The sequence below is a fragment of the Embleya sp. NPDC020630 genome (assembly GCF_044334985.1).
Classification (GTDB): Bacteria; Actinomycetota; Actinomycetes; order Streptomycetales; family Streptomycetaceae; genus Embleya.
Map to the genome: position 1 here is coordinate 1 of NZ_JBIRUB010000012.1, position 23,087 is coordinate 23,087.

At 72.6% G+C, this 23,087-nt stretch carries 19 protein-coding genes; 9 read left to right on the forward strand and 10 right to left on the reverse strand.

Annotated features, from left to right (window positions below; genetic code table 11):
• Nucleotides 1–175: 175 nt before the first annotated feature.
• On the reverse strand, nt 176–1,213 hold the full coding sequence (locus ACH4XV_RS32465; RefSeq protein WP_395795891.1) for an RNA ligase family protein: 1,038 nt from the start codon (nt 1,211–1,213) through the stop codon (nt 176–178).
• Between the two features lie 78 nt (nt 1,214–1,291).
• Nucleotides 1,292–1,942: a TetR family transcriptional regulator gene (locus tag ACH4XV_RS32470; RefSeq protein ID WP_395795892.1), complete on the reverse strand. Its 651-nt coding sequence runs from the start codon at nt 1,940–1,942 to the stop codon at nt 1,292–1,294.
• A gap of 87 nt (nt 1,943–2,029) precedes the next feature.
• Between ACH4XV_RS32470 and ACH4XV_RS32475 the strand changes: the two genes are divergently transcribed.
• The 3 genes from ACH4XV_RS32475 to ACH4XV_RS32485 all read left to right on the forward strand — a co-directional run bounded on the left by ACH4XV_RS32475 (nt 2,030) and on the right by ACH4XV_RS32485 (nt 6,382).
• Complete coding sequence (locus tag ACH4XV_RS32475; RefSeq protein ID WP_395795893.1) at nt 2,030–3,463, forward strand: purine-cytosine permease family protein; 1,434 nt, start codon at nt 2,030–2,032, stop codon at nt 3,461–3,463.
• 145 nt (nt 3,464–3,608) lie between these two features.
• Complete coding sequence (locus tag ACH4XV_RS32480) at nt 3,609–5,270, forward strand: amidohydrolase (protein WP_395795894.1); 1,662 nt, start codon at nt 3,609–3,611, stop codon at nt 5,268–5,270.
• Complete coding sequence (locus tag ACH4XV_RS32485; RefSeq protein ID WP_395795895.1) at nt 5,267–6,382, forward strand: C45 family autoproteolytic acyltransferase/hydolase; 1,116 nt, start codon at nt 5,267–5,269, stop codon at nt 6,380–6,382. Before ACH4XV_RS32480 ends, ACH4XV_RS32485 begins: the two co-directional genes overlap by 4 nt.
• Before the next feature lie 53 nt (nt 6,383–6,435).
• Here ACH4XV_RS32485 and ACH4XV_RS32490 read toward each other — a convergent pair whose 3' ends face one another.
• Complete coding sequence (locus ACH4XV_RS32490) at nt 6,436–7,866, reverse strand: APC family permease (RefSeq protein WP_395795896.1); 1,431 nt, start codon at nt 7,864–7,866, stop codon at nt 6,436–6,438.
• A 101-nt stretch (nt 7,867–7,967) separates the two neighbouring features.
• On the opposite strand from ACH4XV_RS32490, the gene ACH4XV_RS32495 reads away from it, so the two are divergent.
• Both ACH4XV_RS32495 and ACH4XV_RS32500 read left to right on the forward strand, forming a co-directional pair.
• Nucleotides 7,968–8,666, forward strand: coding sequence for a TetR/AcrR family transcriptional regulator (locus ACH4XV_RS32495; protein ID WP_395795897.1), 699 nt, complete (start codon nt 7,968–7,970; stop codon nt 8,664–8,666).
• A complete protein-coding gene (locus ACH4XV_RS32500) occupies nt 8,663–9,814 on the forward strand; it encodes a P1 family peptidase (protein ID WP_395795898.1) in 1,152 nt (383 codons plus the stop codon). Before ACH4XV_RS32495 ends, ACH4XV_RS32500 begins: the two co-directional genes overlap by 4 nt.
• 95 nt (nt 9,815–9,909) lie before the next feature.
• Here the strand turns inward: ACH4XV_RS32500 and ACH4XV_RS32505 are convergent, their stop codons facing one another.
• From ACH4XV_RS32505 to ACH4XV_RS32515, 3 genes are all read right to left on the reverse strand, one after another.
• Complete coding sequence (locus ACH4XV_RS32505) at nt 9,910–11,406, reverse strand: MFS transporter (protein ID WP_395795899.1); 1,497 nt, start codon at nt 11,404–11,406, stop codon at nt 9,910–9,912.
• Between the two features lie 113 nt (nt 11,407–11,519).
• A complete protein-coding gene (locus ACH4XV_RS32510) occupies nt 11,520–12,437 on the reverse strand; it encodes an ornithine cyclodeaminase family protein (protein WP_395795900.1) in 918 nt (305 codons plus the stop codon).
• Nucleotides 12,434–13,462 carry a proline racemase family protein gene (locus ACH4XV_RS32515; RefSeq protein ID WP_395796103.1) on the reverse strand — a complete coding sequence of 343 codons (1,029 nt, stop codon included), beginning with the start codon at nt 13,460–13,462 and terminating at the stop codon, nt 12,434–12,436. The genes ACH4XV_RS32510 and ACH4XV_RS32515 overlap by 4 nt, the downstream gene beginning before the upstream one ends.
• Before the next feature lie 271 nt (nt 13,463–13,733).
• Here ACH4XV_RS32515 and ACH4XV_RS32520 point away from each other — a divergent pair, with 271 nt between their 5' ends.
• A complete protein-coding gene (locus ACH4XV_RS32520; RefSeq protein ID WP_395795901.1) occupies nt 13,734–14,933 on the forward strand; it encodes a hypothetical protein in 1,200 nt (399 codons plus the stop codon).
• 28 nt (nt 14,934–14,961) lie between these two features.
• Here the strand turns inward: ACH4XV_RS32520 and ACH4XV_RS32525 are convergent, their stop codons facing one another.
• Both ACH4XV_RS32525 and ACH4XV_RS32530 read right to left on the reverse strand, forming a co-directional pair.
• Entirely contained in the window at nt 14,962–16,047 is a 1,086-nt protein-coding gene (locus tag ACH4XV_RS32525; protein ID WP_395795902.1) for a winged helix DNA-binding domain-containing protein, read from the reverse strand.
• Nucleotides 16,048–16,242: 195 nt separating this feature from the next.
• A complete protein-coding gene (locus tag ACH4XV_RS32530) occupies nt 16,243–18,645 on the reverse strand; it encodes an ATP-binding cassette domain-containing protein (protein ID WP_395795903.1) in 2,403 nt (800 codons plus the stop codon).
• Between the two features lie 196 nt (nt 18,646–18,841).
• Between ACH4XV_RS32530 and ACH4XV_RS32535 the strand changes: the two genes are divergently transcribed.
• On the forward strand, nt 18,842–19,684 hold the full coding sequence (locus tag ACH4XV_RS32535; RefSeq protein ID WP_395795904.1) for a TIGR02452 family protein: 843 nt from the start codon (nt 18,842–18,844) through the stop codon (nt 19,682–19,684).
• Nucleotides 19,685–19,709: 25 nt separating this feature from the next.
• Here the strand turns inward: ACH4XV_RS32535 and ACH4XV_RS32540 are convergent, their stop codons facing one another.
• Nucleotides 19,710–20,711, reverse strand: coding sequence for an erythromycin esterase family protein (locus ACH4XV_RS32540; protein WP_395795905.1), 1,002 nt, complete (start codon nt 20,709–20,711; stop codon nt 19,710–19,712).
• A 126-nt stretch (nt 20,712–20,837) separates the two neighbouring features.
• Nucleotides 20,838–21,428: a TetR/AcrR family transcriptional regulator gene (locus ACH4XV_RS32545; RefSeq protein ID WP_395795906.1), complete on the reverse strand. Its 591-nt coding sequence runs from the start codon at nt 21,426–21,428 to the stop codon at nt 20,838–20,840.
• 153 nt (nt 21,429–21,581) lie between these two features.
• Here ACH4XV_RS32545 and ACH4XV_RS32550 point away from each other — a divergent pair, with 153 nt between their 5' ends.
• Both ACH4XV_RS32550 and ACH4XV_RS32555 read left to right on the forward strand, forming a co-directional pair.
• The gene (locus ACH4XV_RS32550; protein WP_395795907.1) at nt 21,582–22,403 is read left to right on the forward strand and encodes an SDR family NAD(P)-dependent oxidoreductase; all 822 of its coding nucleotides are present in this window, start codon (nt 21,582–21,584) and stop codon (nt 22,401–22,403) included.
• Entirely contained in the window at nt 22,400–23,053 is a 654-nt protein-coding gene (locus ACH4XV_RS32555) for an NAD(P)-dependent oxidoreductase (RefSeq protein ID WP_395795908.1), read from the forward strand. Before ACH4XV_RS32550 ends, ACH4XV_RS32555 begins: the two co-directional genes overlap by 4 nt.
• The last annotated feature ends 34 nt before the right edge of the window (nt 23,054–23,087 follow it).

A 23,087-nucleotide genomic window follows, 5' to 3' on the forward strand; every position in this document is an offset into this window, starting at 1 on the left:
GTTTGCTCCGTCCTTATAAAACATTCACTTTTTTTTTGTTGGTTGCGGGCCCCCCCCCCCGTTAAAAACGGGGGGGGGGGGCCCCGGGGGGGGGGGGGGGGGGGCCCGGCCCCGCGCCCCCCCCCCCCCCGCCCGCAGGCCCACCCACATACCCACCCGCACAAGCGCGGCACACTCACCCCGAACCGCGCCCGCGCCCGCCTCGCGCGCCCTCGCGTTCGGCGGCGTCGAAGCGGGCAAGCGCGCGGGCCCCCGACTCCAAGGCCCGGGCCAGGCTCCGCAGTTGCGCGTCCGACAGGCCGCCCACCTCGTCGGCGATCTCCTCCGCCGCGTCGTGGGAGATCTCCTCGGCCACCGCGTCGAGGGCCGCCCGGGGCCCGAGTTTGCTCACCGCCGCCGCCGCGCGGGTCGGCGTGAGCAGCGTCGCGGCTCGCACCAGCAACCACGCCGGCACCCCGGCCGCGCCCTCCGGCGGGGCCAGGTACGGCCGGGAGCCCGCGAAGCGGCGGTCCTCGGCGAAGCCGTCCTGCTTCACCTTGATCACCGGGCGGGCCCCATCGTGCTCCCACCACTCCCCGGCCGGCTTGAGCACATACCCCTCGGCGAGGTTGTCCTCGATGCGCGGCAGCCCGAGCAGGCCCGGGACCAGGCTCGCGAACACACACGACAGGTCCCCGAGCGAGTGCGCCGAGCCGTGCCCGAGCGCCGGCACGCAGCGCAGCCCCGCGTCGGCCGCGCCCGACCGCAACGCGCGGTCCGCGATCCAGCACCGCCCGTCCGCCGTCTCCACCGCCGCGTCGAACACCAACCAGTGCAGGTCGGGCGCGTACCAGACGCCGGTCTGCACCGGCTCGCAGGTGGGATCGGCCGGGACGTCCGGATGCGGGTAGCACCCACCGGCCAACTCGCCGTACACGGTCACCGAGGCCGCCTCACCCCACACCGCCCGCAACGAGGCGGCGAAGCGCGCCGCGCCCACGGCCAACCCCGGCCAGATCCTGGCGACCCCGAAGAAGTCGTCCAGCAGCTCGTCGGACAGCAGTTCGCGCCGTTTGGCCGGCCGCACCCCGGAGCCGTCGCACACCACCGCGAAATGCGCCCCGTGCACCTTCTCCGCCGCCACCCACTCGCGCCCGCCGCCCGCCCCGGGTCGCGCCTTCGCGGACATCTTCGGGTACGGCCACGCGAAATCCCCGGACCTGGCTTGTGACATGGCGAAATCCTCCGCCGTCCGCATCGCGCCCGGCAACCGGGTTTCCGGGTGGCGCCAAGCCCGACGCCGCCGCCCTCGTCAGAGTCGCGCCCGCAACGTGCCCCGTTCCAGGCCGAGTTCGCGTTCCGCCGTGGTGATCGCCATATCGTCGAGCACCGGGTGGTCGAGCCGGCCGTGGGCGTCGGCATCGGCGTTGGCGTTGGCGTAGGAGCCGAGGCCGTCGACGGTGACCAGGATGTGCAGGGCCGCGCCGAGGGCGTCGTCGGTGTCGAACTCCCCGGCCACGACGCCTGCTTCGATCAGGGCGGTGAGCGCGGTACGGGTCACCGTCTCCTGCGCGCCGACCGCATCGCGCAGGCCCTCCTTGAATCGGCTGAGGTGACGGGCGTTCAGCCACAGCCGGCTCAGGTCGAGATACGTCCCGTCGGCCAGCCTGACCAGGAACCGGGCCAGCCGGTCGATCGGCGCCAGCCCCTCCTCGTCCGCCGGCAACAACGTGTCGCGCTCCTTCGTCGCCGCGTCCGTGAACGCCTCGGCGACCAGGGTGTCCGCGGCCGGGAAGTAGTGGCCGATCAGCCCCGGCCGCACCCCCAACTCGTCGGCGACCCGGCGCAGCGTGATGCGTTCCAGGCCCTCTTCGAGGGCGATCCGCGCGGCGCTGCGCAGGATCTCCGCGCGGCGCTCGTCGGGCAGCTTGCGAACGCGGGTGGGTTGGGGTCTTGACGCCATGGCCCACAGCTTATTGGATGTGCGACCATTAGCCAGTTGGCCATGCGACCAATAACCGGCTCGGCCGGCCGACCCCGAGAGGCCCCGATGACCACCACCAAGCCCACTCCCGACGCGAGATCGCAGGACATACCCGGTTCCGGATCCGCCGGGCACCGGGAAACGCGCGGCATCGACCAGGTCCCCGCCGACGAGCGCGGCGGCGATCCCCGCCGGCTGTTCGCGGTCTGGGCCGCCCCGAACGTGAGCTATCTGAGCTTTGTCGTCGGCGCCACGCTGATCATCATGGGCCTGTCCCTCGTCCAGGCGATCGGGCTCATCCTCGCCGGCAACCTGCTGTGGATCTGTACCGGCGTGATCGCCGCCTCCGGCCCCGTCGCCGGCACCAGCGGGTCGGTGATCTCCCGCGCGATGTACGGCGTCCTGGGCAACAAGGTGGTCCTGGTCCTGACCGGATGGCTGATCGCCGCGGCCTACCTCGCGCTGAACTGGTCGGCCGCCTCGGTCGCCGGCATCGGCCTGGCCGCACGCTACGGCCTGCCCGACGATTCGGCCGTCGACGCCGCGGTGATCTGCGCCATCGCGGCCGGCACGATCCTGATCGCGATCTACGGATACGCCACGATCGTGCGCCTGTACTCCGGGCTCAGCGTGTTCCTGACCGTGGTGTTCGTCGTGGTGACGGGCTACGTGCTCGCCGAGACCGACTGGTCGTACACGCCGGCCGAACCGCTGCACGGCGCCGCCCTCGCCGCCGCGCTCGGCGCGGGGTTCACCATCATCGCCTCCACCCCGCTGTCCTACGCCAACAGCCCCGACCTGGCCCGCTACCTGCCGCGCGACAGCAACCCGTACGCCATCGCCGGCTGGACCGCCGTCGGCGCGTACCTGCCCAGTGTCGTCTTCACCACCGTGGGCGCCCTCGCCGCCACCGGCCTGGACATGAGCGACCCCGAGGCCGCGCTGGAAAGCATCCTGCCGGGCTGGTTCATCCCCGTCTTCGTGATCGCGGTCGTGGTCAACACGATGACCAACAACGGCATGACCGCCTACAGCGCGAGCCTGTCCATCCAGTCCGTCGGCGTCCGGCTCGCCCGCATCCCCGCCGTACTGATCATCGGCGTGCTCGGCACCGCCATGACGCTGTACGCGATCCTGGTCGTCGACTTCCTCGACAGCGTGCAGACGATGTTGCAACTCGTGGTCGTGGCGACCGGTCCGGCGATGGCGGTCGCGGTGACCGACCTGATCCTGCGGCGCAATCGATACCACGGGGCCGACCTGCTCGAACAACGCCGCGGCGGGCCGTTCTGGTACCACCGCGGCGTGCACCCTGCGGGCGTTCTCGCGCTGGTCGGCGGCGGCCTCGTCTCCGCGATGTGGGTGAACACCAGCTTCTGGACCGGGCCGATCGCCGCCGCGATGGCGGACGTGGACCTGGCCATCCCGTCCGGGATGATCACGGCCGCGGCGATCTACTGGGGCGTCTCCCGCGGGACCGGCACGATCCCGCGGACGTGACCCCACCCGGACGACACCAGGCACCCCACGCCATCCGAGCTACCCGAGCTACCCGAGCACCCCACGCAACCGAACGCCCCAAGCACTCCGAGAACCCCGAGCACCCCGAGCACCCCGAGCACCCGGCAAGACCGAAGGAAACCGCGTGTACGCCGACGTCATCCTGTTCGCCCGGCACCTCGAACAGCCCACCGCCGCTCCCGAAGCGCCCGCAGCCCCCGCGAGCCCAGACCCGCTCGACCGCGCCGACGCCGTCGCCATCACCGGCGACCGCATCGTCGCCGTCGGCCCCGCCGCCGACGTCGCCGCGCTACGCGGCCCCAACACCGTCGTCCACGACTTCCCGGGCGCGACCATCCTGCCCGGCCTCGTCGACGTGCACGCCCATCCGGTCTGGGGCTCGATCTCCATCGGCAGCGGCGTGGACCTGCTCGGCGCCGGCACCCTCGACCAAGTCTGCGATCGGCTGGCCCGCGCCGTGCGGGAGCGGCCCGCCGACGCCTGGATCACCGGCTACGACCTCGACGTGAACGTCTTCGCCGGCGACCCGACCGGACTCGTCCTCGGCGAACGATTCCCCGGCGTGCCGATCTCCCTGATGACCCGCGACGCACACGCCCTGGTGGTCAGCCCGCACGTGGTCGAGCTGATCGGCCTGACCGGCCGCGAGACGTTCACCGACGCCTCGTCCGTCGAGGTCGGCCCGGACGGCCGCCCGACCGGCTACATCGTCGAACTCCAGGCCATGGACCTGGTGTTCGCGCACTACCCCGAGGTCCCCCTCGACACCGCAGCGGAGTTCGTCCGGGACCGGCTCGAACGGCTCGCCGCCGGTGGGCTGACCGGGCTGCACGCGCTCGACTTCGCCGACCCGTCCGAGGCGGTGTACCGGCACATCGAGGCCCACGGCGACCTGCCGCTGCGCATCCGCTGCTCCCCCCTCGTGCCGGCCGACTCCGGCCCGGACGTCTGGCAACACGTGGCCGACCTCCAGGGCCGCCGCGGTCGGCGCTGGCACGTGGCGGGCGCCAAGTTCATGCTCGACGGCACCGCCGACAACGGCACCGCGTGGTTCGACCACCCCGACACCCACGGCGAGAACCGCGAGCCGCTGTGGCGCGACGTACACGCCTACCGCGCCGCGATGCGGTTCTTCACCGAACACGGCATACCGACCGCGACCCACGCGATCGGCGACCGGGCGGTGCGCTTCGCCCTCGACGTGATCGAGGAGGTCGGCCCGGTCGACCAGGCCCCGCACCGCATCGAGCACATCGAGTCCATCCCCGACGACCTCCTCGGCCGCTTCGCCGAACTCGACGTGGTGGCAAGCCTCCAGCCCGCGCACGCCACCCGGCACACCCGCGCCGACGGCACCGACAACTGGTCGCGCCGGATCGGGCCGGACCGGGTCGCGCACGGGTGGCGTACCCGCGACCTGCTCGACCACGGCGCCGTGGTGGCACTCGGCTCGGACTGGCCGATCGGCCCCGGCGACCCGCGCGTCGGCCTCGCCGACTGCCAACTGCGCCGCCCCGTCGAGGAGCCGAACTCGGCGCCCGTTCAGCCCGATCAGGCGCTCACCGCCCGCGAGTCCTACGCCGGGATGACCGTCGCCGCCGCGCACGCCGCCGGCGCCGGCGCCGAACTCGGCCGCATAGCCCCGGACTTCCTCGCCGACCTCACCGTCTTCGCGGCCGATCCGCTCACCCTCGCACCCGAGGCGCAGCCCGGAAACGCCGTACTGGCCACCGTCGTCGGCGGCGAGGTCCGCCTCCACCCGCGCTCCCCGGAAGGACGCCCGTGACCACGCTCGAAGTCCCGCCCTCCCCCCGACCCCGTCGCCACGTGGCGGTCGCGGCCGCGGACCCGCACACGCGCGGCGTCGCGCGCGGCGAACAACTGCGCGACGGCATCCCGGCCGCACTCGACGCATACGACCGCCTGTTCGCGCTGGGCGGCATCACGCCGGACCTGGTGCGTGCCGACGCCGAACGTGCCCTCGACACGATCGGGCGCTTCCACGCCGGGGCCCGGGCCGAGATCGAGGGCATCGCGCACGGCGCCGGCCTCGACCCGTGGCGGGTGGCCGCGCTCAACGCGCGCACCGAGATCCTGGCCCGCAGCGCGGCCGTACCCCCGGGCGAGTGCACCACGATCGTGCGCCGCGTCGCGGGCGAGCCGGGCCGCACGGCGCGGACGTTCGGCGTGCAGACCTGGGACTGGCACGTCGAACTGCGCGACCTGTGGCACACGGTGGAGTCGCGCGGCGGCCGGTACGACTTCGTCGGCATCACCGAACACGGCATCCTCGGCAAGATCGGGGTCAACAGTGCCGGGCTCGCCCTGCACTTCAACATCCTCGGCCACGAGCGCGACGGCATCGGCGGCGTGCCGATGCACGTCCTCGCCGCGATCGTGCTCGGCGAGGCGGGCGGCGTCGCCGAGGCCGTCGAGATCATTCGCGGCGCGCCCCTCGCCTCGTCCGGGTCGTTCGCGCTCTTCGACGAGGGCGATGCCGTGCTGCTCGACCTGAGCCCGGTCGGGGTGTTCGAGGTCCGGCCGGAGCCGGCCGAGGGATACCTGCTGCGCACCAACCACTTCCTGACGCCGGTGCCCGCCGAGGCGGAGAAGTCCTGGCTGTACCAGCCCGATTCGGGGCAGCGCTACGACTTCGTCCGGGCCCGGCTCGCCCGCACCGAGCCGCCCGCCGCTCCGGCCGGGCTGGCCCGGCTCCTGGTGACCGGGCCGGGCGAGCCGCCGGTGACGTGCGTCCCGGATCCCGCGCAGCCCCTCGGCGCGCGCTGGGCCGGCCTGGCCACCGTCACCCTGGAGCCGGCCGGCCGCACCGCCCATGTCCTCGACGGCACCCCGGCCGACGCGGGCTCCCGTCCCTGGCGCCGCCTCACGGCGGCCTGACCGGGTGGGTCGGGGCCGACACGGGACGGCCCCGACCCCCGAGGGGCGATCGGCTACTCGGTCGTGTCCCGAACCGGGTCGGGCATGGTCCAGCGGTGCTCGCGCCTGGGGTACAGGTAGGCGTAGTAGTAGAGGTATCCCGCCGCGACCATGGCCACGGCGATGCCGGCCGGGCGCCAGTCGGCGTCGATCGACTCGTACAGGACGTACGCCATCACGCCGATCGCGGCCACCGGGACCCACGGCCAGGCGGGCATCCGGTACGTCGCGTGGGCGGTCGCCCCGGAGATCCGGCCGTACAGCGCGGCGACGGCGACGAAGATGTACAACAGCACCAGATTGGCGCCGGTGGCCAGGATCAGTTTGTCCAGCGGAACGAGCCAGGCGACGACGATCGCGGCGGCGCCCATGAGCAGGGTGGCCAGGACCGGGGTGCGCAGGCGCGGGTGCACCGCGGCCAGCGGCCGGCCCACCATGTCGGGCCAGGCCCGGTCGCGGGCGGAGGAGTACACCAGTCGGCCGATCTGCAGCATGATCGCGATCACCGCGTTGACGATGGCGATCGCGATGCCCAGGCTGACCACGGTGTTGACCGTGTCGCCGCCGCGTTCGAGCAGGAAGTAGTTCATCGGGGACGGGGCCGCCATGAGTGCGCTCGTACTCGGCGTGCCCAGGAGCACCGCCACCAGCGGCAGGCACTCCGCGACCACGGTGATCCCGAGCGACCACATCACGATCCTGCCGATCGAGGAGACCTGTCGGGTCTCCTCGGCGTAGTACACCGACGTGCCGTAGCCGTTGTAGGCGAACAGCGCGCCGGCGGCGAAGGACGAGACGAGCCCGGCCGAGGCGCCGACGAGCACGCCGTTCTCGCCGAGCGCGTGCGGCGTCCACAGCGTGGATATCGGTTGCTCGACGTTGACCAGACCCAGCCAGGCCAGTACGGCGATCGCGGCGAGTTCGACGGCCAGGAACACCCCGGTGACCCAGGCGTTGGTGCGGATGCCGAGCACCGAGACGAGCGAGGCCACCGTGATCACGGCCAGTCCGGTCTTCTTGCCGCCGAGCGAGTCCCAGACCACGCCCAGGTAGTCGCCGGTGCCGAGGGCGATCACCGCCACCGTCAGGACCCCGGCGAGCAGCGCCAGCGCGAACAGCGCGAAGCCCGTGGCGCGGCCCAGGGTGCGTGCCGCGAAGGCGTATTCGCCGCCGGTGATCGGGAAGGCGCTGGACAACTCGGCGTAGCAGAAGGCCATCAGCATCCCGGCGACGGCCGCGAGCGCGAAGGCCAGTGCCGCCGCGCCGCCGAGCCCGCTGATCACCGACGGCATGATGATGAAGACGCTCGACGCGGGCGTGACCGCGGACAGCGTGATGAACATGTTCTCGCGCAGGCCCAGCGAACGGGACAGGTCCTGGGCGTAGGCCGGCGACTGCGGCGGCGGGGTGCCGGCGGGCGGCCGGCTGCCCTGGGTTTCGGCCATGTGGCTCCCTTGTCAGTTCTTTGACGCCGGAGTCAACGATATGGAAGAGTCCCACGTCAATGGGTTGACAATAATTTGGCAATGAAGACAAGGAATGGTGCATGGCACGTCCGAGGAATCAGACGGCGCGGCGCGAGCAGCTGGTCCACGCGGCCACCGAGGCGGTCGGCCGACGCGGGCTGGCCCAACTGCGGGTGGCCGATATCGCCGAGGTGGCGGGCGTCGCGCGAGGCTCGGTCAACTACTACTTCAGCGATCTCGGCGACCTGCTGCGGCAGGTCTACCAACAGGCGGCGGACCGCTTCTACACCTCCCGCACGGACACCGCCTCCCGGCTGCCCGACGCCCGGGACAAGCTGGTGGCCTGCGCCCGGCTCGGGCTGCCGGCCGGTCCGGAGGACGAACTCGCCGTGGTTCTGTACGAGTTCAGCGCCGCCGCCCGGGACGAGAGCGAATACGCCACGCTGGCGCAGAGCCTGTACGACCGTCAGGTCGCCATGTACGGCTCGATCCTGGAAATCGGGCGCGCCCAGGGCCACTTCCGGTTCACCGAGCCGATCCCGGACGTGGCCGCGAACCTGGTCACCCTGGAGGACGGCTACGGCCTGCACATCGTCGGCCGCAACTCCTCGCTGCCGCACGAGCGGGCCCTGGCCCTGATCCTGGCCCACGCCCGGCAGGCCACCAACTGCCCGGACCTGCGGCCGGACCGGGTCGTCCCGGATCCCGAGGCGACCGGTCCCGACACCTCTCCTCGGCATACCCCGGCTTCCCAGCACACCCCGGAAGGCACCACGTGAACGTCCACGCCGCATCCCCCCTCACCGCCACCCCGTCGGGACGGCCCCGCGCCCGCGCCCTGGGCATCCGCCTCGACGGCACACCCGGGCCGGCCAACGCGCTCACCGACGTCCCCGGCGTCGAGATCGGCTACACCACCCTCGTCGAGGGCACGTCGGTACGCACCGGCGTCACCGCCCTGCTGCCGCGCGGGCGGGCCGACGTGGGCCTGCCGTGTGCCGCCGGACGGTATGCGCTCAACGGCAACGGCGAGATGACCGGGGGCAGTTGGCTCGACGAGACGGGCAGCCTGGCGGGCCCGGTTCTGATCACCAACACGCACGCGGTGGGGCCCGTACACCGCGGCGTGATCGACTGGACCGTGGCCAACCGGCCCGACCTCGCCCGGCAGTGGCTGCTGCCCGTGGTCGCCGAGACCTGGGACGGCTACCTCAACGACATCAACGGCTCGCACGTCCGCCCCGAACACGCGGTCGCCGCGATCGACGCGGCTGCCCCGGGCCCGGTCGAGGAGGGCTGCGTCGGTGGCGGCACCGGTATGAACTGCTATGGCTTCAAAGGCGGTTCGGGCACGGCCAGCCGGCTCGTCGAGTACGGCACGGCCCGCTATACGGTCGGGGCCTTCGTCCAGGCCAACTTCGGCGCGCGCCGCGAACTCGTCGTCGCGGGCGTACCGGTCGGCCGCCGGATGACCGAGGACAACCCGATGGAGGACACCGACTGGTTCGCCCCCGGCGGGGCGGGCTCGGTCATCGTGGTGGTCGGCACGGACGCGCCTCTGCTCCCCGGCCAGTGCACGGCGCTGGCCCGCCGGGTCCCGATGGGCCTGGCCCGCACCGGCACCACCGGAAGCCACTTCTCCGGCGACATCTTCCTGGCCTTCTCCACCGCCAACCGGGGCGCCCTGGCCAGTGGCTTCCCCCAGTCCCCGGCCACGGACGAGGACTACGACACGCTGCGCCACATCCCGTGGGGTCGCATCGACCCGTTCTACACGGCCACCGTCCAGGCGGTCGAGGAGGCGGTCCTCAACGCCCTGACCACCGCCGAGGAAACCGTAGGCCGCGACGGCCACCGCACCCCGGGCCTCCCCCACGCCCGGCTGCGCACACTGCTCGAGGAGCAGAGCCACCCCACCGGCGACTGATCCGGCCACCGCGCGGGTGACGGATGACGCCGCCCGCGAAACGCCGCGCGGCGCCGACCCCGAGTGGGGTGGCGCCGCGCGGCGGGGGTGGGTGCTCAGTGGACGGGGGCGTGCGCGGCGACCTCGCGGGCGGCCGGCCTGCGCAGGGCCAGCGCGGCCAGGGCCGTCAGCACGATGCCGGCGGCGGCCAGGTACACCGCGGTGCGCAGGCCGTCGGCGGTGGCGACGCGCAGCGCCTCGCCGGTGTGCTCGCCCAAGCCGGCGTTGGCGATGGCGACCAGGAGGGCCAGGCCGACGGCGCCGCCGATCTGCTGGCTGGTGGAGGCGATACCGGACGCGATGCCCTGGTCGGTGGGGTTCACCCCGGTCGAGGCGGCGCCGAACATCAGGGTGTAGCCCGCGCCCTGGCCGATGCCGAGGATGACCAGCCCGGGAATCAGGGCGGCGTAGGAGGCGTCGGCGGACATGGTCGGCGCGATGATCGCGGCGCCGGCGGCGCCGGTCAGCAGCGAGGCGATCAGGATCGGGCGGATGCCGTACCGGGTGGCCAGCCGCCCCGCGGTCTGCGAGCCGACCGCGATGGCGGCCATCGGCACCAGGAAGGCCAGCCCGGTGCGCAGCGCGCTGTAGCCGTGCACGCCCTGGAAGTAGACGGTCAGGAAGTAGAGCAGGGTGCCGAAGGTGGCCATGTAGAGGAAGGTGACGCCGGTGCCGACGGTGAGGTTGCGGTTGGCGAACAGGCGCAGCGGCAACAGCGGGTCGGCGCTGCGGCGTTCGACGGCGACGAAGGCGGCGAGCAGGGCGAGGCCGGCGAGCGCGGCGCCGAGCACGGGGGCGGCGGTCCAGCCGGATTCGGGTCCCTGGACGAGGGCGTAGACCACGGCGGTGATTCCGACGGTGGAGGTGAGCGCGCCGGTCAGGTCGAACGAACGGCCCCTGGTCCGCGCCGCGTCGGGGGCGATCAGCGGGAACGCGAGGGCGGCGGCGAGGGCGGCGAGCGGGACGTTGACGAAGAAGACCGATTCCCAGCCGAGGGACTGGGTCAGCACGCCGCCCAGGAGCGAGCCCAGGATCATCCCGCTGCCGCCGGCAGTGCCCCACACCGCGAACGCCCGGTTGCGTTCCCGCCCTTCGGCGAAGCTCGTGGACACGAGGGTGAGCGTGGCGGGGAAGAGGAAGGCGCCGCCGATGCCCTGGATCGCCCGGGCGGCGATCAACAGCGCGGGCGATCCGGCGAGTCCGCCGAGCAGGGACGAGACGGCGTAGAGCGACAGTCCGAGCGTGAACATCCGACGCGGCCCGAACAGGTCGCTCGCCCGGCCGCCGAGGAGCAGGAAGCCGCCGAAGGCCACGGCGTAGGCGCTGATCACCCACTGGAGGTTCTGCGCGGAGAAGCCGAGCCCGGTGCCGATCTCGGGGAGCGCGACGTAGACGATGTTGTAGTCGATCGAGATGATCAGTTGGGCGAAGGCCAACAGCGCGAGCACGAGCGCCGGCCGACGGCGGGAGGGTGTCTCGGCGAGGGTGGTACCGCCGCCGGGGGCTTCGGCGGCGGCGGTCCTGCGGTGTGGCGTGGCGACTCGGGACGACATGGCGTGGCCTGTTCTGTGGAAGTGCGGTGCGGTGTGGTTCGCCTGGTGGCAAACACAAACCTAGGCGCGCGATCGACCAGCCACAGGGTGCATTCCGAGCCCGGATTCATGGGTCAATTTCCCCCGTGCCGCCGGTGGATCTCCACCGCGACGGCCAGGTCCTCCCAGGCCATCCCGACGCTCTTGAAAAACCGCGGCCGGTCCTCGGGGACCGTCCTCTCCCCCCGGACCAACTCCGCGAGGTTCACCCCGGCGTCACGGCCCGCGTCCCACCCGGCGAGGAGCAGATCGCCGGCCTCCTCGGCGGCGGCGCAGCGCGCCTCGACGTACACGGCCGAGCGCCGGACCAGCGCGGTGTCCACCTCTCGCGCCGTCGGCTCGTGTGAGCCCACCGCCACCACGACCGCGTGGGCGGGCACCAGCGTGCCGTCGAACAGCGGCTCACGGGCCGTGGTCGCGCACACCACGATGTCGGCGTCGGCGACCGCCTCCGGCGTCCCGACCGTCGCCGCGAGGCCGAACGTGCGGGCGTGCTCGGCCAGTTCCCGGGCCGCCTCGACGCGTCGCGCGACCACAGTGAGCCGTTTCAGCGGCCGGACGGCGAGCAGGGCCGCCAGGTGCCCGTACGCCTGCGGACCCGTACCGAACAGCACCAGGTGCCCGGCATCGGGGACGGCCAGCCGCCGGACGGCGACGGCGCTGACCGCGGGCGTCCGCAGCGTGGTCAGCGCGGCGCCGTCGAACAGCGCCAACGGTCGCAGCGTGGGCCCGTCGAGCAGCAGGTAGCTGCCGGTGATCCGGGGCAGTCCCCGGGCCGGATTGCCGACGGCGACCCCGGCGATCTTGACGCCCACGTGCGACGGGACCGCCGCGGGCATCAGGAGCAGCTCCCCGGCGGGCACGGCCACGCTCGACCGGGGCGGTACGCCCTCCGGATCGAGTCCGCCGAGCAGCGCGCGCTCGATCGTCCCGATCGCCTGCGCCGGCGTCAACTGCACTGGGATCGTGGGCAGTTGATCCGTCCCCGTCACAGCAAAAACCCCGTCCCGAGCGTGTCGTCGGCGTCGAGCAGGAACCGATGCTCGCCGGTGCGATACGCCGTGCCGGTGACCTCGGTGAGCACTCCGGCGGCGTGCGTCCCGACGACCTCGCCGGTGAAGATCGTGCCGATGATCGACTCGTGGCGCAGTTCCTCGCCCGTCGCGATCCGACCGCTGTCGGCGAGCAGCGCCAGCCGTGCGGACGTCCCCGAACCGCACGGGGACCGGTCGATCTGGCCGTCGGCGAACACGGTGACGTTGCGCTGGTGGAGTCCGGTCCCGGTGTCCGGCAGTTCCTCGTGGAGGATGACGCCGTAGACCCCGGACAGGCGCGGGTCGTCGGGATGCCGGGTGGCCGGCTCGTCGGCGAGCGCGGCGCGGATCTCCCGGCCGATCGCGGTGATCTCGGGCAGCTGCTCCGGGGTGACGGCGAGGCCGAGCGAGGTCGCCGAAACGGAGGCGTAGCAGGCCCCGGAGTGGGCGAGGTCGACCTGTACCGTGCCGCGCGAGGTGGTCACCGGGATCTTCCTGGCGGCGATGCCCGTGGGCACGTTGCGGAAGGTCACCGAGGTGGTCCGCCCGGCGCGGCGGTGCACGATGGCGGTGACCCGACCGGAGGGAACATCGATGTACACCCGCGCCGTTCCGTCCGCCGGCGCCGCCACCCGCCCCGAGTCGACCGCCCACGCGCCGAGCGCGATGGTGCCGTGGCCGCAGGCGGTGGAGTAGCCGTCCTTGTGCCAGAACAACACCCCCAGGTGCGCTTCGTCGTCGTCCGGCGGAACCACGAAACCGCCGTACATGCCGCCGTGCCCGCGCGGTTCGCGGGTGAGCAGTCGGCGGATGTCGTCGAGCGGGCCGGGTCGCGGCGCGGTGGCGGTACCGCCCGCCCCGAGTACGATCGCCCGTCGCTCGGCCACGGTGTCCCCGGCGATCACGGGCAGCCCACGGGAGACGATCCGGAAGGGTTCGCCGGCGGCGTGGTAGTCGACGGTCTCGATGGCGGCGATCACGATGCGGGCGCCTTCTTCCTGGGCGGGGGTGGGGACGTGCCGGGCACGAGCGGATGACGCGACGGCTCTGTAAGGTGTGACATTGTATTAACAGATATCAGACACCCGCAAGTATTTCCCGGACCGATCCCCCGGGCGGCTTCCTCCATCCGCGCTCTCGCCCTCGTTCTCACCCCGCGCCCGCCGCCGTCCCATTCTCGGCTATTTGCCAGACGACGGTCTTTCGTGGCGGATAGGTTGAAGTGAGGCATTCCGCCTCCCCGCATCTGACCGCATGGAGGTCGAAGTGCCGCATTTCGCCTACCAGTTCCACGCCGCCGTCGGCAACTGTCAACCGGTTCTCGCCGCTCCCGCCGGGGCGGGCAACCCGGCGCCGCGACTGATCAATCTGGCCAACACCGCCGGCGCCGCGCTGGTGCCGCACCTGGCCGGCGGAATACCCGCGGCCGGATTGGCGGCCATTCCCGCGCTGGCGGCGAACGCGCCCTACACGTGGGCCGGACTGACGAACGCGTCGCTGCGCATCGGGCTGTACCCGGCGGGACCACACCCCGCATACGAGGCGACCTGGCGCGTCGCGTCGTTGCGCGTGTCCGCCTATACGGCCGCGGGCGGCCACCTGCACGACACGCCGATCCTGGCGGCGCTGGACGCGGGCGAAAAGCGCTCCCTGGCCTACTTCACGGGCGTGACACTGGCCGTGTACACCGCCGGGATCACCGGCTTCACCTTCCCGCGCCACCTGTCCCGCCACGCCGCCGCCTACGGGGGAGCGGGCGTCGGATACACGCTCGATCCCGCGTTCGCCGCGGCCAACCTGCCCGACATCGTGTTCTTCAACCTGGGGGCGGGCACCTGCCAGGTGTGGGAGGCCAAGGGGCGCGGTGTGGGCGCGGCCGGCGGCGGTTTCGCCGTCGCCGGGGTCGCGGGGCTGCTCGGCACGGCGATCGACCAGACCCGCAAGCTCGCCACGGTGCGCATGCCGGGCGTCTTCGGCGCGCTCGTCGCGCCCAATGCCCGCATCGCCTCCGTCGCGCGGGTCAATCCCGCCGACGGCCGGTGGCACCTGCACGTGGCCGACCCCGCCCAAAAGCGGCGCCGGGAGGAAGGCGATCCCATGGAGAAGGCGAAGTTCTACGAAGAGTTCTATCGTCCCTTCCTCGAGATGATCGACGGCAGCACCGCCACGCTCACCGTCGACAGCGTGCGGTTCCTCGTCGCGGTGGTGCCGGGAACCCGGGTCCGCATCGGGCTCGACGAACGGATCGCGGATCTCTTCGGTCAACACGTCGGCAAGCGGGGACGCCCCGAGGGAGATCGTGCCGCAACGGCGTCACCGGAGGAGATCTGCGAACGGATCGAGGAGATCGTCGAGGCGGGCTACGGCCAGGCCCCGATCGACAACCTCTACATCAGCCCGGAGGGCATCCTCACCGAGGCCGACGAGGAGGACCTGACCCAACCTCCGGCCTGACAGCCGGACGAGCGGACCACATGGCGGCCTACCCGATCCGCACCCGGTCGTTCTCGCCGTCGGACAGGAACGACGCCAACGCCTGCCCCTCCTCGCCCACGGCGGCGTGTTCGGCCCGGGACAACGACCCCAGCGGGGTGACCGTCACCGCCCCGCCCTCGACGCTCCACGTCGCGCCGACCCGGCCGTCGAGCAGGACCACGCGCACGCCGGCGACCGACAGGCCCCGGTGTGCGTCGTCGACGACGCGGGTGCGGTCGTCGTAGCCCAGGAGCGCGTTGTCGAAGGCGGGGAGGAAGCGCACCGGGGCGGGGGTGTCGGGGTCGGGGCGCGGCGCGTCGGGCAGGTCCAGCAGTTCGCGCCCCCGCTCGTCCCGGAACGAGACCAGTTCCGGGCGCACCGCGGCAACCGCGCGCGGCAGACCCGCGAGGCCGCACCAGGCGCGCAGGTCGGCCGAGGAGGCGGGGCCGAACGCGGCCAGATAGCGCCGTACCAACGCCTCGCCGACCGGATCCGCGTCCCCCGGGGCCGGCGGGTCGACCTCGCGCCCCAGCCACGAGGAGACGAGCGCGTTGCGCACACCCGCCCGGGTCCGCCACACCCCGCGCGGCGGGAGCTGCACCACCGGGACGAGCGCGATCAGCATCTCCCCCAGCGCCTTCGGCGACACGTCGGGCCAACGATCGGCGAGCGCCCGGGCGAACTCCGACATCGAGCGCGGCAGCCCGTCGGCCATCACCTTCCGGCCCTGCGCGGCCAGTTCGTCGAGATCGATCCCCTCCAGCTCACGGCGGTACACGCCCATCACCCGCTGCCGCAACATCGCGTTGTGACGGGTCCGCCAGGCCAGTGCGTCGGCGGCGGTGACCAGGTGCACGGTGCGGCGCATCAGGTGGGTGCGCACCACGTCGCGTCCGGTCACCAGGTCGGACAGCGTCGCCGGGTCGAACGCGCGCAACCGCGACCAGAGCCCGATGAACGGCTCCTGCGGTTCCTGCGCCTGGAGACCGCCGACGTGCGCGACGGCCGCCGCCGGCGCCATGTCCATCCGATCGAGCAACAACTGCCGTGCCAGGGTCGCCCGGTTGAGCGCCCGCGCGTCGAGAACGGTCATCGCAACCGACCCCCCTTCGTTTCCCCGCCCACGATCACGACAGATCCCTCGCCTCTCCTCGCGTCCATATCCCCAGCCTCACATCGGTAGCGGTCAGATTGTGACCGCTACTCGGAGGCATCATGGGGGCTCCAGGCACGGGAGTTGCCCGGGGGAACACACCGCCGAGCCGGGACGCACCGACCCACCGCCCCCTCAGCCCCCCACATAGTCCGCCAGGTGCTCGGCGGTCAGCGTCGACCGGGCCGCGACCAGATCCGCCGGCGTGCCCTCGAACACCACCCGCCCGCCGTCGTGCCCCGCCCCGGGCCCGAGGTCGATGATCCAGTCGGCGTGCGCCATCACCGCCTGGTGGTGCTCGATCACGATCACCGACTTGCCCGCGTCGACCAACCGGTCCAGCAGCCCGAGCAGTTGCTCGACGTCGGCGAGGTGCAGTCCCGTGGTCGGCTCGTCCAGGACGTACACCCCGCCCTTGTCGCCCATGTGCGTGGCCAGCTTGAGCCGCTGCCGCTCGCCGCCGGACAGCGTGGTCAGCGGCTGCCCCAGACCGAGGTAGCCGAGCCCGACGTCGGCGAGCCGCCCGAGGATGGTGTGCGCGGCCGGCGTATGCGCCTGGCCCGCGCCGAAGAACTCTCGAGCCTCGTTCACCGACATCGCCAGCACCTCGCTGATGTCGCGCCCGCCGAGGTGGTATTCCAGCACCGAGGCGTCGAACCGCCGGCCCTCGCACTCCTCGCACACACTCGCCACGGAGGCCATCATCGCCAGGTCGGTGTAGACCACGCCGACCCCGTTGCAGGTGGGACAGGCCCCCTCGGAGTTGGCGCTGAACAGGGCCGGCTTCACCCCGTTCGCCTTCGCGAACGCCTTGCGAATCGGGTCGAGCAGCCCGGTGTACGTCGCCGGATTGCTGCGCCGCGAACCCCGGATCGGCGCCTGGTCCACCGACACGACACCCTCGCCGGCGGCCTGCGAGCCGCCCACCAGCGAGCCGTACACGAGCGAACTCTTCCCGGAGCCCGCGACCCCGGTGACCACCGTGAGCACCCCGAGCGGCACATCCACGTCGACGTCGCGCAGGTTGTGCGTGGCCGCGCCGCGGATCTCCAGCGCGCCGGTGGGCTTGCGTACCCGCTCCTTGAGCCTGGCCCGGTCGTCGAAGTGCCGGCCGGTGACGGTGTCGCTCTTGCGCAACTCGTCCACGGTGCCCTCGAAGCAGACCGTGCCGCCCGCCGAACCGGCGCCCGGGCCGAGGTCGATCACATGGTCGGCGATCCCGATCGTCTCCGGCTTGTGCTCCACCACGAGCACCGTGTTGCCCTTGTCCCGCAGACGCAGCAGCAGGTCGTTCATCCGCCGGATGTCGTGCGGGTGCAGGCCGATGGTGGGCTCGTCGAAGACGTACGTGGTGTCGGTGAGCGCGGAGCCGAGGTGGCGGATCATCTTGACCCGCTGCGCCTCGCCGCCGGAGAGCGTGCCCGACGCCCGGTCGAGCGAGAGGTAGCCGAGGCCGATCTCGACGAACGAGTCGAGGGAGTGCCCGAGGTTGGCGAGCAGCGGCGCCACCGACGGCTCGTCGATGCCTCGGATCCACTCCGCCAGATCGCTGATCTGCATCGCGCACGCGTCGGCGATGCTCACCCGCTTGATCCGCGACGACCTGGCCCCCTCGCTCAGCCGGGTACCGCCGCACTCGGGGCAGGTCCCGAACGTCATCGCCCGCTCGACGAACGCCCGGATGTGCGGCTGGAGCGCGTCGATGTCCTTGGCCAGCATCGACTTGCGGATCTTCGGGATGAGCCCCTCGTAGGTCAGGTTGATCCCGTCGACCTTGATCTTGGTCGGCTCCCTGTACAGGAGGTCGTGCAGCTCCTTCTTGGTGAACTTGCGGATCGGTTTGTCCGGGTCGAAGAAGCCGCAGCCGCCGAAGATCCGGCCGTACCAGCCCTCCATGCTGTAGCCGGGGACGGTGAGCGCGCCCTCGTTGAGCGACTTGGAGTCGTCGTAGAGCTGAGTGAGGTCGATGTCGGAGACGGTGCCCCGGCCCTCGCAGCCGGGACACATGCCGCCGGTGCGCTGGAAGGACGCCTTCACCGCCTTCTTGGTACCGCGCTCGACGGTGATCGCGCCGCTCGCCCGGACCGAGGGCACGTTGAACGCGTACGCGCTGGGCGGGCCGATGTGCGGCTTGCCGAGTCGGCTGAACAGGATGCGCAACATCGCGTTGGCGTCGGTGGCGGTGCCGACCGTGGAGCGCGGGTCGGAGCCCATGCGCTGCTGGTCGACCAGGATCGCGGTGGTCAGCCCTTCGAGGACGTCCACCTCCGGCCGGGCCAGGGTCGGCATGAAGCCCTGGACGAAGGTGCTGTAGGTCTCGTTGATCAGCCGCTGCGACTCCGCGGCGATCGTGCCGAAGACGAGCGAACTCTTGCCCGAGCCGGACACGCCGGTGAAGACGGTCAACCGACGCTTGGGGATCTCGACGTCGATGTCCTTGAGGTTGTTCACCCGGGCGCCGTGCACGCGGATCAGATCGTGGGTGTCGGCGGCGTGCGGCGCGGGCGACCGCGGATTCGTCCTCGGGGCCTTGCTCATCCTGACTCCTGTGCTCGCGGTCGGGCGCTTTCGGTGGGTCGGCGCCGGCGGGTCGGCGGTGTGTGGCGATCACGCTAGCCGCCGGCTCCGCGACCGTGCTTCTTCATTCCTGATCGATTCGATCACCGGCCGAGCGACGCGCCGCGTGCCGAGAGTAATTGGGCCCTCGCGTGGCAAACCTCTAGCGTACGAGCCTGTGAACAGCAGATTGCGGGACATCGCTGCCGTGAACGCCCGGATCGTCGCCACGGGCGAATACTCGACCCCTTACGGCACGGTCCGGGTGGGGCCCGCGCTGCACGCGGCGATGTCCGGCACCGTCGGCCATCCCCCGGACGAGCCGCTCGCCCCGCACCCGGTCGGCACCGGGCCGTCGACGCGGGTCCGGGTGACCGGCGAGAGCAGCCTCCAGGCCGCGCGGCGCCTGTCCGGGTCGGGCTCGGGCACGATCGCGGTGCTCAACTTCGCCTCCGCGCGCAACCCGGGCGGCGGCTATCTGCGCGGTGCCCGGGCCCAGGAGGAGGACCTGTGCCGCAACAGCCTGCTGTATCCGTGCCTGTTGCGGGCCCCCGACTACTACGCCGCCCACCGAGCCGGACCCGATCTCCTCTACAGCGACCGGGTCATCTGGTCCCCCGCCGTCCCGGTGCACCGCGACGAGCACGGTCGCCTCCTCGACGAGCCGTTCCCGGTGTCGTTCCTGACCTGCGCCGCCCCCAACGCCGGCGAGACCCTGCAACGCGACCCCGCCGCGCACGGCCGCGTCCGGGAGACCCTTCGCCGCCGCGCGGGCCGCGTTCTGGCGGTGGCCCGGCATCACGGCGCCCGCCGCCTGGTTCTGGGCGCCTGGGGATGCGGGGTGTTCCGCAACGACCCGCGCGAGGTCGCCGGCGCGTTCCACGACCACCTCGCCCCCGACGGCCCCTTCGCGACGGCCTTCGAACACGTCGTCTTCGCCATCCACGACCCCTCCCCCGACTCGCCCGACCGGACGGCGTTCACGGAACGCTTCGGCGCCGCGGAGGCCGCCCGGCGCTGACCGGGCGGGGCCGCGTCGGTGCGCTTCAGCGGTGGTGTGCGGCGCCCACGTGGTGCAGGTGGACGAGGATGTCGTAGGTCGGGTGCAGGCGGGTGTTCGTGTACTCGTCGCACGGCCACACGACGCCGACGCCGCGGGTGGGGTGGGCGTCGGCCAACCAGTCACGGGCGAGCCCGGGGGCGACCGTGCGGGTGTCCAGATACCAGTCGCGTCGACACACCTGTCCGAGGACGAACTCGGCGGCGCCCGGCCCGGTGGGTCCGAGGTCGAAGCGGCGCCGGGGCCGCCCCGGGGCGGTGGTGTCGATCGCGCCGAACGAGCCCTGGCCGAAGGTGAATCCGACGCCGGCGTACCGACCGCCGAGCCGTTCGCGCAACGCCCGCCCCGCGTTCGGCGGTTCGTCCCCCACCCCGCTTCCCGCGGCGACCTCGGTGTTGTGCGCGCACACGAACACCCCGGCGCCGATCCGGCGTTGCCACCGGATCACCCCCTCGGCCGCGGCCTCGGCCCGGTCGGCGTGCGAGAGTTCGCTCCCGATCCCGAGCACCCGTACCGCGCCCGGCGCACCGCGCACGTTCCACAGCCGCATCCAGCGGAACACGTCGAGCGTCTCCAGGGTGTTCCATGGGCTGTCGTCGGCGCGGAACTCCTCGTCCATGATCGTTTTGAGGTGGCCGGTGCCGTGCCGCACCCACGCGTCCAGACGCGCTCCGGCGCGCGGATGGATCCCGAGCACGAGGCCGCGGAAGCCGTGGTGGTCGACGAGATGTCGGAACAACCGATGCTTGACCGTGCCGAACTCGCCCGAGCCGTGGGTGGCCGCTCCCGCGCCGACCACCTCCACGCCCTGGAGCATCGTGCCGAACGCCGCCAGATCCGTGTCGGGCCCGCCGGGGACGGTGCTGCGCAGCGGAAAGGCGTAGGCCGCCAGCGCCAGGGCGGGATCACCGCGCAACGGAGCGGGGGCCGGGGGCGTCACGGAGACGGCCGCCGGGCCGTAGGCAAGGGACAAACGTTGTGATTTCATGCATCGACGCTAGGCAACCCACCGCGCCGCCCGCGTCGTCCACGAGACCCAGGACTCGAGTACCCCTCGGGCTCCGGCCGGCCATTACCCGGGTCACCCGGCGGCCGGCTCGGCGCGGCCTCCCGGTCAGTCCCGCGCGGCCGCGTATACGGCCGTGACGGCGTCGGCGATCGGGCCGGCCGGGTCGCGCTCGGGGTCGCGGCGGGCCAGGCCGTCGTACATCTCGAAGCCGGTGAGTTGCCAGACGACGTCGATCGTCTCGGACCCGGCCTCCACCCCCCGGGCCGCCAGGAGCGAGCCGAGCGCGGTGCGGCGCATGTCGTCGCGCTCGCGCAGCAGTCGGTCGAGATCGGCATCCAGCACCGCCATGCCGCGCAGCCTGCGGATCACCACCGGGTCGGCGGCCCAGAAACGACAGAAGGTCTCGGTGAACCGGCGCAGCGCCGCGTGCACGTCGGGCGCGGCGAACGCCTCGGACAGGTCGACGCCCGCGCGCGTGGCCAGCCCGTCGAAGAGGGCTTCGAGCAGGCCGGCCTTGGTGCCGAAGGCGTTGTAGACGGTCTGGCGGGACACGTCCGCCGCCTTGGCGATGGCGTCGAGGGTGATCTGGGTGGGCTTGGCGGCCGCGAGCAGCGAGCGGGCGGCGGTCAGGATGCGCAGTCGGGTGTCCTCGGCTGCGGCCTGGCGTTTGTCGGACTTGTACACGCGCGGACTCACGCGGCTTGCCCCTTTCCCAATTTTGGATTTACTGTCTGTCCATTGAATTCTACGCGACCTCGCGGATCGCGGATACCCCGGCCTGCCCGGGCGTCCCGATACGCGGGATTCGCACCCTCCACACTTTGCGCCACCTCGATTCGGGAGTGCACCATGTCCACCCTTCACCAACCTCTCGCCGACCGCGTCGCGATCGTGACCGGTGCGAGTCGCGGCATCGGCGCCGCCACCGCCCGAGCCCTGCACCATGCCGGTGCGCGCGTCGTGCTCGCCGCCCGTGACGCGGACGCGCTGACCGCGCTGGCCGACGAACTCGACGCGGCCCACGGCCGGGCGCTCGCCGTGCCGACCGACGTCACCGACCCCGGCGCCGTCGAGCGACTGGTCGCCACCACCGTCGACCGCTTCGGCCGGCTGGACGCCGCGGTCAACAACGCCGCCGGCGGCGGCCACCCGCCCACCCCGCTCGCCGACGTCGACGTGGCCGCCTTCGACAGCGCCTTCGCCGTCAACCTGCGCGGCGTCTTCCTGGCCCTGAAGTACGAGATCCCCGCCATGCTCGCGAGCGGCAACGGCGGCGCCATCGTCAACATGTCCTCCACCGCCGGCCTCCAGGCGGTCGGCGGTCTGGCCGGGTACGTGTCCAGCAAGTTCGGCCTGATCGGGCTCACCCGCACCGCCGCGCTCGACTACGCCGACGCCGGCATCCGGATCAACGCGCTCGCGCCCGGCCCGATCCACACCGAGCAGCTGGAGGCCGCCGGGGAGCAGGCCCGACAGGCCGCCGCCCAGGCCATGCCGATGCGCCGGATCGGTCTGCCCGACGAAGTCGCCGCGGCCGTGGTGTGGTTGTGCTCCGACGAGTCCTCGTTCATCACCGGCGCCACCCTGCCGATCGACGGCGGCAAGCTCGCGGGCGCGCCGCCCTTCCGTCGCCCCGCCGGCCGGCCGCAGACGAACCCGACCGCGCCGTGAACCTGCTCGTCGTGGGCGCCGCCGGCGGCACGGGCATGCGGCTCGTCGCGCAGGCCCTGGTCGCCGGCCACCGCGTCACCGCCCTCGCCCGCGATCCGCGACGCGTCACCACCCGACACGAACACCTGCACGTGGTCGCCGGGGACGCGCTGGACCCGGACACGATCGACGCGGTGGTCCCGGGCCACACCGCCGTGCTCAGCGCGCTCGGCGCCACCACCCGCGCGCCCACCACGATCTACTCGCGGGGCACGGCCAATCTGCGCCGCTCGATGACCGCCGCGGGTGTCCGGCGCCTGGTCTGCCTCTCCTCCGGCGCACTCGACTCGGGCGCCGGGGTGCCGGCGGCCCAGCGCCTGGTCACCAAATTCATCGTCAAGCCCCTGCACCGGCACGCCTATGCCGACATGCACCGCATGGAGCAGGACCTGGCCGAGGCCGACCCCCGCGCCGACGCGCTCGACTGGACCGTGATCCGCGTCCCGATGCTCACCAACGGACCGCGCACCGGCACCTACCGGTACAGCCCCGACGAGGGGCGGCCACTGGATCGCCCGACCCGGCTCTCGCGCGCCGACCTGGCCGATTTCATCCTCGGCCACGTCGACGACCGCGAGACCTTCGCGACCCGGGTCGCCATCTCGTACTGACCCGCGCCGACGACCCTCGGAAAAAAGGCCGCCG